Consider the following 15,390-nt stretch of genomic DNA (forward strand, 5'->3'; position numbering starts at 1 on the left):
TGGCTCTCCCACCTGGGCTCGAACCAGGGACCTGCGGATTAACAGTCCGTCGCTCTACCGACTGAGCTATGGGAGAATCTGGATAGGCATTCTATGCATGAATAGGGATGTGGTCAAGAGCTGAATAATAAAAAAATTAAATATTGATTTGATTGTACTTTTTATCAGCATTTTTATAAATTTAATGGATAGGATACTTTGTTTTTATTAGGAGCTAGGGTGAGTTTCGATCAATAAAAAAGCCCATATCATATTGGATATAGGCTTCTTTGAATTTGGCTCTCCCACCTGGGCTCGAACCAGGGACCTGCGGATTAACAGTCCGTCGCTCTACCGACTGAGCTATGGGAGAATCTGAATGCCATTATAGGCAGCTTTTAAAATCGGTCAAGCTAAAAGTGTCATGTTTCTTTCATTTTTTTACTGTATGCTTTTTATTTGCACAATTGGGGCGAAATCGGAAAAATAACTTGAACTTTGATCAGGCTATTGTTAGATTCGAAACAGTAAAGTGTTTAGATTTTTATCTAGACAGTGTGGATTTAACCCAACTTGCCAGCACTAAAATGGCTAAATCGGAGGTCAAAATGACTATTCTTAGTATTCAATCTATTTTCTCAAATTTATCTTTTTATCAAGATCATTATCTTGAAATCATTGAAGATCCTCAGCAGTATTACACATCAGTTGAAAACTGTTTTTTAAATACATTTCCATTTAAGCAACAAGCTTTATTTCTAGGCGATTTATTGCAACTTTGGTTTGGTGATAAATGGAAAATTCAAAACACTAAAAATTTATTGACGCAGAAAAATGTATTAACGGTGAATGAGCATTTTCCTTTGTACTTGTTTCAGCTGGGTGGTGAGCTTATTTTGGGTGCAAATACTGCACTGGCTTGGTCAGTTGCAGAAAATAAAATTGTAGCTGTACAAGTGAAGAGTATTTGGCAATATGCTGTTTTCAGTCACTTATGCTCACGACCAAAAAACTATCATGAAAATAAAGCGATTGCATGAAGTCATAGTAAGCATAAATCTACAGCATAAAATGAAAGGGCGTATATGTATGTCACTGTATAATTTTTTAATAATATCGCCCTTATTTTCGTATCAATCTAAATCAAGCTGATGTGTATGAAGTAAAAGAAGTAGATTATTTTTTGAAGTATCTTATGAATATAAAATTATGTTGCAGAAATTATTAAATTCAATATTTTTTTATTTTCTTCTAAAATTAATTGATAACAATTTTGAATAAAAGGTAAATTTATAATGAAAGGGCAATGTGTTTGTGGTGAAACCACATTTGAAGTTGAATTAAGCAATCATGATGTACATGCTTGTCATTGCTCGATTTGTCGTCGACAGACCAGTGGTGTGATTATGACGATTGATGTGAAACAGGGCAGCTTAAAATTTTTAAAACAAGACCATCTTTCTGTCTATAATTCATCGGCTTGGGGCGAGCGAGGGTTCTGTAATTCTTGTGGCACAAATTTATTTTGGCGGACTAAAGATCAGAATTATTGCAATATTAATGCTTTTGCATTGAATGAGTCGCCTCAAGATTTGAATTTTGATTTGGAAATCTATATTGATAGTAAGCCTGAGTTTTACGCATTTCAAAATGCAACGAAGAAGATGACTGAAGCCGATGTAGTTGCTTTATTTAATGCAGAAGCAAAAGAATAAATTTTTAGTTGATTCATAAAGACAAAAAAAGAAGCTTCATTGAGAAGCTTCTTTTTTTATCGCAACTCAGATTATTGAGCGGCTTTTTCTGCTGCAATCGAAGCAATTGCGGCATCAACACCATCAATTGAGTCTGCTGCTTTTTTAATACGCGCTAAAGCATCAACTAATACATCATCAGCAGTTGCATAAGAAATACGCATAAAACCACCTAAACCAAAAGCATCACCGGGTACAACAGCTACACCAGTTTCTTCAAGCAACCATTCAGAGAATTCTGTGCAAGATTTTAAACCTTTGGCACGAATTAATGGACGGATATTGGCATAGGCATAGAATGCGCCATCAGCAGGCAGGCAAGAAATACCGTTGATTTCATTTAAGCCATTTACCACAAGGTCATGACGGCGTTTAAACGCTTCAATCATTGGTTTTAATACATCTTGCGGGCCGTTCAATGCCGCTTCAGCCGCAACTTGAGAAATTGAAGTTGGGTTAGATGTCGATTGAGATTGAATATTTTTCATCGCACCAATGAGTTTTGCTGGACCAGCAGCGTAACCAATACGCCAACCTGTCATTGCATACGCTTTTGATACGCCGTTAAGAACAATTGTACGATCATATAAGTCAGGTGCAATTGTTGCGATGTTATAGAACTCATCTTCCCAACGAATTGGTTCGTACATGTCATCAGAAGCAATTAATACTTGTGGATGACGACGAAGTACCTCAGCCAAAGCTTCTAATTCAGCTTTGGTATAAATCATACCTGTTGGATTAGACGGGCTGTTTAATACAAGTAAACGTGTATTTGGTGTAATCGCAGCTTCCAATTGTTCTGGTGTGATTTTGAAGCGTTGTTCTTCACCACATTTCACAATAACAGGCGTACCTTCAGCAATAATTACCATGTCTGGATAGCTTACCCAGAATGGCGCAGGAATGATTACTTCATCACCTTTGTTTAACAAAGCAAGTGCCAAGTTAAAGAAACTTTGTTTACCACCACAAGATACTAAAATCTGATTAGGTTGGTAGTCTAAGTTATTATCACGTTTTAATTTTGCGATAATTGCTTTTTTTAAACTCGGAGTACCGTCTACAGCTGTATATTTTGTAAAGCCTTTATTAATCGCTTCAATAGCAGCATCTTTGATATGTTGAGGTGTATCAAAGTCTGGTTCGCCTGCACCTAAACCAATTACGTTTTTACCAGCAGCTTTAAGCTCAGCGGCTTTGTTGGTTACTGCAAGTGTAGGGGACGGTTTGATGGCATTGACACGATCAGAGAGACGTACGTCCACGGCATTATTCCTTCTTATGGGATTAGAAAATAAAAAAGCAGCTCATTTTAGCTTAAATCGGTTTATTTGTGGCTGAAACTTACCTTTATTGAATAAAAAGTTACTAAATTATAGGTTTAGATCGTACAGTACTTTTTACATATTTTAATTTTAGCAAAATAATAAAAATCTATTACAATGGGCGCTAGAAATTTAAATTTCGAGAGAATTTCAATGACTGCGCAACAACCTAAAGCCAAGAAAGCTTTAGTCAAATTACCTTTCCCTATGCCATCTACTCAGGATAACTCTGAGGATGCTACGCATAATCAGGTGCGACCAAAACCTGAGCAATATGCAGATCGTACTTGGATGCCACCGCGTGGTACACGTCGTTCGATGGGGAAACGATAATTTTTGATGGAGGATACTTTCCCAGTAGCTTCCTAAAAGATGAGTCGATAAAAAAGCCAATGAGATGTTTATATAAACGTATCATTGGCTTTTTTTATTTGATTAATTTTTATTTATTACCAATCTTAAATGCTGCTAAAAATGCGGTTGGTTTATTGGCATCAAACACAACTCCATCTAAACGACTGGTTTGTGGTGGTTTTATGAATGTTGCTGTTGCAAGGTTTGGAAATTGTTCTTTTTTCATTTTGCCTTCAGCGATTAAACTATTTGCAGCCTTTGTGTAGATGTCTGGGCGATAGGCTTTTTGAGCGGTTTCAAGGTACCAATTATTCGGTTTAGTCTCCGCAATTTGTCCCCAGCGACGCATTTGAGTTAACCACCAGATTGCATCTGAATAGTAAGGAATACCATATTGTCCTGTAAAGAAAGTATTAAATGATTTTAACGGGCGAATATCACCTTTTTCATATTCAAAAACACCCGTCAAGCTATTGGTAATAATATCTTCATCGACACCAATATAATTTGTTTGAGCGATGAGTTTAGCTGCTTCTTTACGATGTGCATAATCATTTTCATCTAACCAGCTTGATGCACGAATGAGTGCTTTTACAACTTTTACTGTGGTATTTGGATTTTGTTCTGCAAACGATGTGGTAATTCCAAATACTTTATCAGCACCATTATCCCATAACACATCAGATGTAATGACGGGAACACCAAAGCCTTTTTTCACTGCTTTTTGATTCCAAGGTTCACCGACTGAGTATCCTAAGGTTGTTCCTGTTACCATTTTTGCCATCATTTCTGGTGGAGGTACAACGGAAAGGGTTACGTCGGCACCGATATTGCCACTCAAATCATTTTTATTTGGATCATACATACCTGGGTTGATACCACCAGCAGCTAACCAATAGCGCAACATATAATTATGTGTGCCTGTTGGAAAAGTTATGCCTAAATTAAAAGGCTTATGCTTTTGTTTGTATTGATCCACAATCGGTTTAAGCGCTGATGCACTAATCGGATGCTGCGGTTTACCGTCTTCTAGTGGAATGTTATTTTTCATTTCCGACCATATCGCATTTGAAACGGTGATCCCTGCACCATTGTAAGACATGGTAAATGGCGTGATAATTTCTGTACCACTTGATTTTTCCGTCATGGACGCAAGTGGCATTGCGGCAAGCATTTGCGCACCGTCTAATTCACCTTTTTGTACACGTGTATATAACAGCTTCCAGTTGGGTTGTACTTCGAGTTGGACTGATAGCCCTTCGTCTTTAAAAAAACCTTTCTCAACAGCAACGGCTAAAGGTGCCATATCTGTTAGTTTAACAAAACCAATTTTTAGCGCCGTTTTTTCTGTGGTTGATTCAGTTGCGTTACTATCAGGGGATGGCTGGCAGCCAGTGACTAATAAAAGAAGGCTCGCCATATAAGATATGACGAATGCCTTATTAAAAAATACGCTTCTCATGTAATTCCCCGTCAGTAATAAACATCAATAGATAAAAGCAAAAAACATGCCATTATTGTTATTTCATGTAAGTCATTGAGATTGCTTTAATTTTATACACTTGTATGGATTTCAGTGTTTGCGAATTTTATGATGATTTTTTTATTTATTTTTATTAAATATCATTATCTTATAATTTATTTTTTGTGGATTTTGGATGTTGTAACCAAATTGTAATTATGGGAAGAATCAAGTTTTATGCTTGAAGGATAAAACCTGATTCATCATCGAGTGAGTTAATGTTTTTTTAAGGTGCGATGAACAGGATGCTTAATAATGCTTTTGCCCTGCCATAAAGCAATAAAGTCTTGCTCATCGAAATCATAGAGCTCCATTAATGCAATAATTGCACTAACAAAGATCATTGGACCTTCAGAATTATCATGAAAATCAAATATTTTGCCATTCAATTTGGCCAATATATCGTTAATTTCATGCTCACGTCCACGCCCATAGCGATCACGCGGATAAAGTTCTTCATTAAGTACAATTAACGCGATGGCTTTTTCTGAAGGGCTTAGTTTTGTTTGTTCTAAAGCTTCTTCAAAAGATTCATACCCATGATTAAAATAAAAAATGACTTCATCACAGATAAAGCTATGCACCATTTTGGCAGTCAGATCTGGAAATTGCGAAACAGCATTATCCTCGATGTAAGGTCGAAAAGATTCTGGAAAAATCACATTCGAATGAATTCCTTTGAATAAAGGTGCAATCTCAGAGACTTTATATCCTGCGATACCACAGCCCAATGCAGTTAAAAAATATTTCACTTTGGGATGATTTTTAGCATAAATTTTAAAATCATCGACATAGTGCTCAATTTGAGAAAGTGGCATTTGTTGGATATGTTCATTTAATGTTGGAATAGCAAAACTTTGCCCAGCCCAACCTCGTCCGACACCGTTAACTGCTGCGAAATGTTGTGCCGCGACACGTGCGGCGCCACTATCATGTATTCCAGCTAGATTACTACCAAAAACAAATACCGTATCTTCAGGAAGTTCAGTGACAATAGTTTCATCGTGATATTGATAAGACATATTTTTTATCATTCAAATGTATATTGATCTCATGTTGCAGCCGATTGAATAAGGGGTCAATAGTGCTTTAGATTTTTTCTTATCGTTATTTCTTGATGCTGCTTTTATTCTTCTTGATAGTGCAAGCGATTTTATTGCAGATGTAACTTAAAAGGATAGAGAACATTGAAACAAGTTTTAGCTATGAGTTTGTAAATTAGAGCATTAAATCAAAAGAGATATGATTTCGACCATTGGTTTTTGCTTGATAGAGTAAATCATCTGCACGTTGTAATGCGTATTCAATATCATGCATATTATGAATATGGGTTAGACCATAACTTGCTGTCATTTTAATTTGATAATTCGTAAAAGTTGTCTGTTCTAGCAATGTCTTATAATGTTCGATTCGCATCAGGGCGGCGGCAGAATCCTCTGCGATGAATAAACAAATAAACTCTTCACCACCAAAACGAGCGATAAGATCTTCGGCTTGTTTATCTTTCAGCATCATTTGGCTAACACCATATAAAATCTGGTCGCCAATATAATGTCCCCAAGTATCATTAATGCCTTTAAAATGATCTAGATCTAGACTCACGAGAAAGTATGATTGTGAGGTAAATGACAAGGATGCAGTTTTTTCAAAAAAACCACGACGATTGAGCAGATGGGTCAAAGGATCATGTAAGCGATCGTTATTGAGGTGATAAACGACATCTTTAATTGCACAGCCACTTAATACAATGGCAAACAGGATATTTAAAATAATATTGATAGACATCCCTAATAACCACCAATTAGATGAGGTTAATGCAATGTGATTGTGATCAATATTATCTAAAAAAGAAATTTATTGTGGCTCTAACAAATGAGTAGAGAACGTTAATCAAATAGAAAATGAACACCCAGCGATCGAAAGAGCGGCTGTTAGAGAGTTGACGGAATAAATCAGGTAAAACCAATACGCCAATACTTCCTAAAGCAATATTGAGAATCACTAGGCGCAGCCATATTTGTGGTGCTATATAGGAATAATAAGTCAGTGCGAGCAGGGCAGACAAAAAAATTAAAAAAGCAATTCTATGCTGAAAAGTGCTGTTTAGTTTTAAACTAATTGCATAGGCGCCAATCCAACTGCCTAATAAATATAAAACGGATGTAAATGGTGCAGCTAAGGTAAGTTGAGGATTTGACATTAAACATTGAGCAAACAATGCAATAGAGGGAATGGTATATGCCAATCCATAATAGAAAAATATCAGCCTTAAAAAAAAGACGGCAGCAAGTAAATGCCAAACCAATAAAAAACAGGCAACTGGGGACAATTAATATAAAATATTGCACATTGAGTGAATTCACAGCAATTTTTCTAAATTCTTGATATTTTTGAAAGGTGTAGATTAATGTGCTTTTATATATGAATTCAACACACTTAATCGAAAATATCAAAATAATTGAGTAAAAACTCTAGCTTACTCATATTTTTTTATTCATTGGTAAATAATTTGTATGCATTTACGATTGGCATAATATTTTATAGTGAAATACATAAAAGTGATTGTAAATTGAGTCAATTGCCTCCATCAATGAGGCATCGATTGAAAAGGGTATTCTTGTGAGCGAAAACCAACCTTTTGAGTTAGTCACCAATTATCAACCTGCCGGTGATCAACCACAAGCGATTGAGAAGTTAGTTAATGGCATTGAGCATGGTCTTCGTAATCAGTTACTACTTGGGGTGACGGGTTCTGGTAAAACCTATACGATGGCGAATGTGATTGCACAAACACAGCGTCCAACGATTGTCATGGCGCACAACAAAACGCTTGCTGCACAGCTTTATGGTGAGTTCAAAGCTTTTTTCCCGAATAATGCGGTTGAGTATTTCGTCAGTTATTACGATTACTATCAACCAGAAGCCTATGTGCCATCATCCGATACCTTTATCGAAAAAGACTCAGCAATCAACGACCACATTGACCAAATGCGTCTTTCTGCAACGCGTGCTTTATTAGAGCGTCGTGATGCGATTATTGTCGCTTCAGTTTCTGCGATTTATGGTTTAGGTGATCCGAATGCCTATATGCAAATGCTGTTGCATATTGTGCAAGGCGATCGCGTCAGTCGTGATGAGATCATTCGCCGTTTAGTTGAAATGCAATATACCCGTAATGAATTGGAGTTCTTACGTGGTACTTATCGTATTCGTGGCGAAATCATTGATATTTTCCCTGCCGAGTCGGATAAAGATGCGATTCGAGTGGAGTTATTTGATGATGAGGTTGATTCGATTCGCTGGTTTGACCCATTGACAGGAAAATTGGTGCGTAAAGTGCCACGAGTGACGATTTATCCGAAAAGTCATTATGTTACGCCAAAAGATTATTTAACTCGTGCGATTGATACCATTAAAGATGAATTGAAGGATCAGCTTAAATTTTTCAAGGATCATGACAAATTACTGGAAGCGCAACGTATCGAACAGCGTACTCGCTATGATTTAGAGATGATGCAGCAGTTGGGTTATACCAATGGGATTGAAAACTACTCTCGCCATCTTTCAGGCCGCACAGCAGGCGAAGCGCCGCCGACTTTATTTGATTATATCCCTGAAGATGCCTTGCTGATCATCGATGAATCGCATGTGACAGTTCCTCAAATTGGTGCGATGTATAAAGGTGACCGTTCACGTAAAGAAAACTTGGTGAATTATGGTTTCCGCTTACCCAGTGCTTTGGATAACCGTCCAATGAAATTTGAAGAGTGGGAGCGAATTGTTCCGACCACGGTTTTTGTGAGTGCAACGCCTGCACATTACGAATTAGAAAAGTCAGAGCAAATTGTTGAGCAGGTCGTTCGTCCAACAGGCTTGATTGATCCTGAAATTGAAGTACGTCCAGTATTAACTCAAGTCGATGATGTACTTTCTGAAATCAATATTCGTAAACAATTAAATGAGCGTGTCCTTGTGACAACCTTGACTAAACGTATGGCGGAAGATTTAACCTCATACCTGAAAGAATATGGCGTTAAAGTCGCGTATCTGCACTCGGATATTGATACTGTTGAACGTGTGAAGATCATCCATGAGTTGCGTACAGGTGTACATGATGTTCTGGTTGGGATTAACCTATTGCGGGAAGGTTTGGATATGCCAGAAGTATCTTTGGTTGCAATCTTAGATGCAGATAAAGAAGGTTTCTTACGTTCAGAACGTTCTTTGATTCAAACCATTGGTCGTGCAGCACGTAATGTGAAAGGTAAAGCGATTTTATATGCGGATCGTATTACTGACTCGATGCGCAAGGCGATGGATGAAACAGATCGTCGTCGTAACAAACAAATTGAATTTAATGAATTACATGGTATTACCCCACGTAGTGCTGTGCGTCAAGCAATTAAAGAAATCGATACGGGTGAAGTGCTCAGTGATGATGAAATTGATGAAAAAGTGTTAGAGCAAGCGCAGAGTATCAGTGCCGACGAACAGCATCTTTTATCGGATCCAAAACTGTTCGCCAAGCATATTACCAAGCTTGAAAAAGAGATGTTAAAAGCTTCAAAAGAGCTTCAGTTTGAGCAAGCAGCTAGATTGCGAGATGAGATTGTTCGTCTCAAAGCCCATATGTTGCAATCGTAATCTAGTAGAGAAATCCTCAAGAGGGATACATATCGCAACAATCTTTGTTTATAAAATAGGCTATGTTGAAAAGCTAAATATATGACTATTGATAACAAATTTCTGTTTTGAGGATTTCCCATGCCGCTGATTAAGAATTTCCCTAAAGCAAGTTGGCGTTTAACAAAAATTGCAATTGGTGGAGTGGTCTTAACTGGACTGGCTGTAGGAACGATTGCTTATGCACAATCAAAGTCTTTACCTACAGTTGATAAAGTAGAACTGGATAAATATTTGGGTGTTTGGTATGAGGTTGCTCGTAAGCCAATGTTCTTTGAACGTAAATGCGCTTATAACGTGACAGCAACTTATACGTTAAACGAAAATGGCAATATTGTTGTTGATAACAAATGTTATGATGGTGAGGGTGCTTTACAACGCAGTTTAGGTGAGGCGTTTGTTGCGAATGCGCCTTTTAACACCAAATTAAGAGTGAGCTTTTTACCAGAAGGTGTGCGTTGGATTCCTGTTGCACGCGGAGATTACTGGGTTTTAAAGCTTGATGAAGATTATCAAACCGTGCTTGTGGGTGAACCACGCCGTAAATATCTATGGGTGTTGTCACGTACACCTCAGCCGAAAAAAGAAATTATTCATGAATATCTAAATTATGCCAAATCATTAGGCTATGATATCCGTGATGTGATTTACCCTGAACATCGTTAAATCGGTTATACTTAGTTAAAACCATGCTTGCATGGTTTTTTTATTTTTATATAGTGGATAATTCACGTTTTTAAGATACGTCCCAAATGCTTCTGAGGTCAAAATGTTAAAAGGCATTGCTTATTCAGTTTTGGCTTCTGTCACCTTTGGGGTTCTGTATTTTTACACTCAATTATTGGGTGCATTAGATAGTGAACAAACTTTTGGGTGGCGAATTATTGCCACAATTCCATTTTTGACTTTATTTATGTGGTTTAGTGGTGACTTGACGCATATCAAAACCATATTTAATCGAATTATAGTAAAGCCTAGTTTATTAGTGTTTCTAATGATCACTTCCGTACTGACCTCAGCACAATTATGGTTGTTTTTATGGGGGCCTATGCATGGTCGTGGGTTACAAGTTTCTTTGGGGTATTTCCTGTTGCCTTTGGTTCTTGTGCTTGCTGGAAGCTTTTTATATGGCGAGAAATTGTCTAAGTTACAGTATCTCGCAGTATTTCTGGCAGTATTTGGTGTTGGGCATGAGATTTGGCGCTTAGGTGCAATAGCTTGGGAAACTGCTTTTGTTGCTTTAGGTTATGCAGCTTACTTTATTCTTCGTAAAAAAATTCAAACCGACAACTTAGGTGGTTTTTGGTGGGATTTATTCTTGATCCTGCCAATTGCGATTTTCTTTACTCAGACAGGTGAAACTCCATATTTAAAGTTTTTAGAGCATCCTAGTTTGGGAGTTGTCGTTCTAGGTTTAGGTTTGTTGAGTGCGATTGGCCTAGGAAGTTATATTTTAGCAAGTCGCTATTTACCCTTAATTATTTTTGGTTTACTGGGGTATTTGGAGCCTATTTTATTGGCATTCGCGTCGTTGGTGCTTGGTGAAAAAATCAGCTCAGGTGAATGGTTAACTTATATTCCAATTTGGTTGGCAGTATTGGTATTGGTAATTGAAGGAGCATGGCATCTGTATCAACAACGACAGCGTAAGCAGCATTTACATCTAAATGTGAAACAATATTCAAAGCGAATCAATTTTGATGATCAAAGTTAAAGTTTAGGAATTAATTACAAACAAGAGAAAACTATCAATAAAACTGCTATGAGAATGATTTAAATTACACGTATTGTGATGATTGAAAAAGACTTTTACCTAAAATCACAAAAATAATTATAGGTATTTTATGAATTTATAGTGAATTAGGACAAAATCTTAGCTCAATTAACAGCTTTTGATTCAATCTTGATGATAATTCCATTACAATTATGGCGTTTTAAAAATTCACGCCCAGTATAGATATTAAATTTGAGGACGTAACTGTGAGCAAAGACACTATCGTTGCCCTACACGCAGAACATCAAGGTCGTTGGAAAAACCGTGAAGAAATCGCGGAACGCATGATTGCTTTGATTGGTCAATTATACCGTGAGAAAAATATTGTTGTTTCTGTTTACGGTCGTTCTTTAATAAACCGTTCAGTGATTCAAATTTTAAAATCACATCGCCGTACACGTATGCTTGATGTAGAACTTTCAGTTGTTCATACCTTCCCAATTTTGGAAGCGTTAATGAAAATTGAAAACATTGGTTCTGCTGAAGTAGACATCGGTAAACTTGCTGTTGAATATAAAAATCAAGGTGGCGATGTAGATGTATTTGTTGCAAATGCCGTTGCTTCGATTGAAGGTAAAGCAAAATCTGAAGAACCTAAAGATGTCGTTCTTTACGGTTTCGGTCGTATTGGTCGTATCTTAGCGCGTTTAATCATTAGCCAATCTGGTTTAGGTCGTGGTTTAAGCCTTAAAGCGATTGTAGTTCGTAAATCATCTGACGGTGACTTGGCGAAACGTGCTTCATTATTACGTCGTGACTCTATTCACGGTACTTTTGACGGTACAATTTCTGTTGATGAAGAAAACGAAGCAATCATTGCAAACGGTCAATTCATTAAAGTGATCTATGCTTCAAGCCCAAGCGAAGTGGATTACACCGCTTATGGTATTGAAAATGCGCTTTTGATCGACAATACAGGTAAATGGCGTGATGCTGAAGGTCTAAGCCAACACTTGAAATGTGCAGGTATTGCACGTGTAGTCTTGACTGCACCAAGTAAAGGTGAGATGAAGAACGTTGTATACGGCGTAAACAATACAGATATTTTAGATGAAGACAAAATCATCTCTGCTGCAAGCTGTACTACGAACGCAATTACACCTGTATTAAAAGTTTTAGATGACAAATACAAAGTATTAAATGGTCATGTTGAAACAGTTCACTCATTCACAAACGATCAAAACTTAATTGATAACTACCACAAGGCTGACCGTCGTGGTCGTGCTGCGACATTAAACATGGTGATTACTGAAACAGGTGCTGCAAAAGCGGTTGCGAAAGCATTACCAGGTCTTAAAGGTAAGTTAACAGGTAACTCTGTACGTGTTCCTACACCAAACGTTTCACTTGCAATCTTGAACTTAAACTTAGAGAAAGAAGTTGATCGTGAAGAAGTGAACGAATACATTCGTCAAATCTCGATTAATTCTAGCCTACAAGGTCAAATTGGTTATACAAACTCGACTGAAGTTGTATCAAGTGACTTTATTGGTTCACGTACTGCAGGTGTGTTTGATGCGCAAGCAACAATCACTTCTGGTACACGTTTAACAGCGTATGTTTGGTACGATAACGAAGTGGGTTATAGCTGCCAAGTATTGCGTATCGCTGAACAAATGTGTGGCGTAAGCTATACAAAAATTCCAGCTGAAACAAATGCATAATTTGTGAAAGTTGAAAAAAAGGAGCTGATTTAAAGCTCCTTTTTTATACTTAGGTATATCTAAAATATTGTATTTAATTTACCGTATGTTTAATTATGCCTCTAATAAATAAAAGTGCTTCATAATGAAAAATATATATTTACTATTTTAGTTGCAAGTATCAGTATGCATATACAAGCAAATCCTCAAACTTTTGATTTAACGCGGCTTTGTTGCACAAAGATTTGAAATACAAAGCCCCCTAATTGAGCTAAATTTAAGGCGTAACTTGGGTAAGTGGTCGACCTAATTCTGTAAATCTGTTGAGGACTGCTATACGTGCATGAATCTCATTGACCTGGTTATGAAAACGCCTTGCGCTAAGCCTATCACCCAATAATTTGATGCAGTGCATCTTGGTTTCTACCAAACTTCGGCGATGATAGTTTGACCATTTTTTCCATAGTCTCCTGCCTAAACGTGTAACTGTTCGAAGTAATTCGTTTCGCTCTAGCGAGCTACTCTTTGTATCTTTCCATGGTTTCGCATTTTTTCTAGGTGGAATCACCGCATGCGCTTGCCGATCTGCAATGACCTGACGGCATTGCTTGGTGTCATAAGCTCCATCGGTATAAACAGAGTTAATCTGCTCATCTTGTGGAATCTGATTAAGTAAATCACCAAGCACCTGTGAATCACTGACATTATTGGTTGTAAGCTGAACTGCTCGTATTTGTAGGGTTTTAGCATCTATACCAATATGAAGTTTACGCCATTGGCGACGATATTCAGGTCCATGTTTCTTGCGTTTCCATTCGCCCTTAGCTAGAAACTTCATGCCTGTAGAGTCTATCAGTAGACGCAGGCCAATTGGTTGTGCGGTAGATTTTGTGTGTAGGCTTCTTCATTTGAAAATTATATCGATGAAAAAGCCTGTACAGATAGGTTTGTGCAACAAAGCCGAAATTATGTGAAAAATAATTAAAAAGCAGATTTATTTGAGTTTTTTAAAGAAGTTGATTGATTGCTTAATAAAATTCATGCAGAGCTGAGTAAATCTATTCGAGAAATTTATTAAAATGTGGCAAAATAGTCCGCTTTTAAGAATTTAGAGGATTGGCACATGCGCTTTGTTGATGAAGCAGTCATAACCGTAGAGGCTGGCGACGGTGGCAATGGCGTAGCCAGTTTTCGCCGTGAAAAATTTATCCCTTTTGGTGGTCCAGATGGTGGAGACGGGGGACGTGGTGGAAGTGTTTATATCCAAGCCGATGATGACACAGGTACGCTCGTAGATTATCGTTATACGCGTCGATTCCGTGCTGAACGTGGTAAAAATGGTCGTGGTGCAAACTGTTCAGGTCGCGGTGGTGAAGATGTTGTTTTAAGAGTACCTGTAGGTACAACCATTGTTGATATTGAATCTGGTGATATTATTGGTGATTTGGTTGCTGATGGTCAACGTGTCAAAGTAGCCAATGGTGGTGATGGTGGTTTAGGTAACACACACTTTAAGTCTTCAACGAATCGTTCTCCACGTAAATGCACTCATGGTATCAAAGGTGAATACCGCGAAGTACGTTTAGAGTTGAAAGTACTTGCAGATGTTGGCTTGTTGGGTATGCCAAATGCAGGTAAATCAACGTTTATTCGTGCAGTCAGTGCGGCAAAACCAAAAGTTGCGGATTATCCATTTACCACAATGATTCCTAATCTTGGGGTGGTTGATGCAGACCGTCATCGTTCATTCGTTATGGCCGATATTCCAGGTCTGATTGAAGGTGCAGCAGAAGGTGCGGGTCTTGGGATTCGTTTCCTTAAGCATTTGGCACGTACTCGTATCCTGTTGCATATTGTTGATGTTCAACCGATTGATGGTTCAGATCCAGCGCATAACGCCAAAGCAATTTTGGGTGAGTTAGTGAAATTCTCACCAACTTTGGCAAAGCTCCCTGTGGTTCTTGTCTTGAACAAACTTGACCAACTTCCTGAAGAATCAAGAGAAGAGTGGTGTCAACATATTCTTGATGAATTGCAATGGAAAGGTCCTGTATTTAAAACTTCTGGTTTGATGTCGGAAGGGACGAAAGAAGTTGTTTATTACTTGATGGATCAGATTGAGCAACAGCGTGAGCGTGAAGTTGAAGATCCTGAGTATGCAGCAGAAATGAAAGCATTCCGTGAGCAGCTTGAGGCTGAGACACGTGAACAAACTATCGCAGCAAAAGAAGCTTATCGTGCTATGCGTAAGGCTCAGCGTGAAGCTGGCTTAGAAGACGATGAAGATGATTTTGATGACGATGAGGATGAAGGCGGCGTAGAAAGCATTTACGTTCGTGATTAGTGAACCGAG

The 15,390-nt window shown here is 37.8% G+C and carries 13 protein-coding genes, 2 tRNA genes and 1 pseudogene; 8 read left to right on the forward strand and 8 right to left on the reverse strand.

All coding sequences use genetic code 11. The features are described from left to right. Positions 1–76 (reverse strand) — tRNA-Asn (locus M5121_RS12635). Between the two features lie 200 nt (positions 77–276). Then, positions 277–352: transfer RNA gene (locus M5121_RS12640), tRNA-Asn, on the reverse strand. A 235-nt stretch (positions 353–587) separates the two neighbouring features. Here M5121_RS12640 and M5121_RS12645 point away from each other — a divergent pair. Then, on the forward strand, positions 588–1,019 hold the full coding sequence (locus M5121_RS12645; protein WP_249571371.1) for a hypothetical protein: 432 nt from the start codon (positions 588–590) through the stop codon (positions 1,017–1,019). 255 nt (positions 1,020–1,274) lie between these two features. Further along, entirely contained in the window at positions 1,275–1,694 is a 420-nt protein-coding gene (locus tag M5121_RS12650; RefSeq protein WP_087546742.1) for a GFA family protein, read from the forward strand. A 71-nt stretch (positions 1,695–1,765) separates the two neighbouring features. On the opposite strand, the gene M5121_RS12655 is transcribed toward M5121_RS12650, so the two are convergent. Then, on the reverse strand, positions 1,766–3,001 hold the full coding sequence (locus M5121_RS12655; protein WP_005157664.1) for a pyridoxal phosphate-dependent aminotransferase: 1,236 nt from the start codon (positions 2,999–3,001) through the stop codon (positions 1,766–1,768). 213 nt (positions 3,002–3,214) lie between these two features. Here M5121_RS12655 and M5121_RS12660 point away from each other — a divergent pair, with 213 nt between their 5' ends. Then, positions 3,215–3,394 (forward strand): hypothetical protein, encoded by a 180-nt coding sequence (locus M5121_RS12660; RefSeq protein ID WP_005157661.1) that lies wholly within the window; start codon positions 3,215–3,217, stop codon positions 3,392–3,394. 109 nt (positions 3,395–3,503) lie between these two features. Here M5121_RS12660 and M5121_RS12665 read toward each other — a convergent pair whose 3' ends face one another. From M5121_RS12665 to M5121_RS12680, 4 genes are all read right to left on the reverse strand, one after another. Next, positions 3,504–4,835: a CmpA/NrtA family ABC transporter substrate-binding protein gene (locus M5121_RS12665; RefSeq protein WP_249571372.1), complete on the reverse strand. Its 1,332-nt coding sequence runs from the start codon at positions 4,833–4,835 to the stop codon at positions 3,504–3,506. 317 nt (positions 4,836–5,152) lie between these two features. Further along, on the reverse strand, positions 5,153–5,959 hold the full coding sequence (locus M5121_RS12670) for an A1S_2505 family phage non-structural protein (protein ID WP_249571373.1): 807 nt from the start codon (positions 5,957–5,959) through the stop codon (positions 5,153–5,155). A gap of 196 nt (positions 5,960–6,155) precedes the next feature. Then, complete coding sequence (locus tag M5121_RS12675; RefSeq protein WP_249571374.1) at positions 6,156–6,722, reverse strand: GGDEF domain-containing protein; 567 nt, start codon at positions 6,720–6,722, stop codon at positions 6,156–6,158. Between the two features lie 52 nt (positions 6,723–6,774). After that, positions 6,775–7,137 carry a hypothetical protein gene (locus tag M5121_RS12680; RefSeq protein ID WP_249571375.1) on the reverse strand — a complete coding sequence of 121 codons (363 nt, stop codon included), beginning with the start codon at positions 7,135–7,137 and terminating at the stop codon, positions 6,775–6,777. Positions 7,138–7,556: 419 nt separating this feature from the next. On the opposite strand from M5121_RS12680, the gene uvrB reads away from it, so the two are divergent. The 4 genes from uvrB (at position 7,557) to M5121_RS12700 (ending at position 13,058) form a co-directional block, all read left to right on the forward strand. After that, positions 7,557–9,581, forward strand: a complete 2,025-nt coding sequence (uvrB, locus tag M5121_RS12685; protein WP_249571376.1) for an excinuclease ABC subunit UvrB — start codon at positions 7,557–7,559, stop codon at positions 9,579–9,581. 120 nt (positions 9,582–9,701) lie between these two features. Beyond that, positions 9,702–10,286: a lipocalin family protein gene (locus M5121_RS12690; protein WP_249571377.1), complete on the forward strand. Its 585-nt coding sequence runs from the start codon at positions 9,702–9,704 to the stop codon at positions 10,284–10,286. A 103-nt stretch (positions 10,287–10,389) separates the two neighbouring features. Next, positions 10,390–11,334, forward strand: a complete 945-nt coding sequence (gene rarD, locus M5121_RS12695; RefSeq protein WP_249571378.1) for an EamA family transporter RarD — start codon at positions 10,390–10,392, stop codon at positions 11,332–11,334. A 266-nt stretch (positions 11,335–11,600) separates the two neighbouring features. Then, complete coding sequence (locus tag M5121_RS12700) at positions 11,601–13,058, forward strand: glyceraldehyde-3-phosphate dehydrogenase (RefSeq protein WP_087537111.1); 1,458 nt, start codon at positions 11,601–11,603, stop codon at positions 13,056–13,058. A 256-nt stretch (positions 13,059–13,314) separates the two neighbouring features. Here M5121_RS12700 and M5121_RS12705 read toward each other — a convergent pair. After that, positions 13,315–13,905, reverse strand: a pseudogene (locus M5121_RS12705) (IS5 family transposase); the annotation flags it as partial. A 255-nt stretch (positions 13,906–14,160) separates the two neighbouring features. On the opposite strand from M5121_RS12705, the gene cgtA reads away from it, so the two are divergent. After that, the gene (gene cgtA / locus M5121_RS12710; protein ID WP_249571379.1) at positions 14,161–15,381 is read left to right on the forward strand and encodes an Obg family GTPase CgtA; all 1,221 of its coding nucleotides are present in this window, start codon (positions 14,161–14,163) and stop codon (positions 15,379–15,381) included. The last annotated feature ends 9 nt before the right edge of the window (positions 15,382–15,390 follow it).

Source organism: Acinetobacter sp. ANC5681 (assembly GCF_023488045.1).
GTDB lineage: Bacteria > Pseudomonadota > Gammaproteobacteria > Pseudomonadales > Moraxellaceae > Acinetobacter.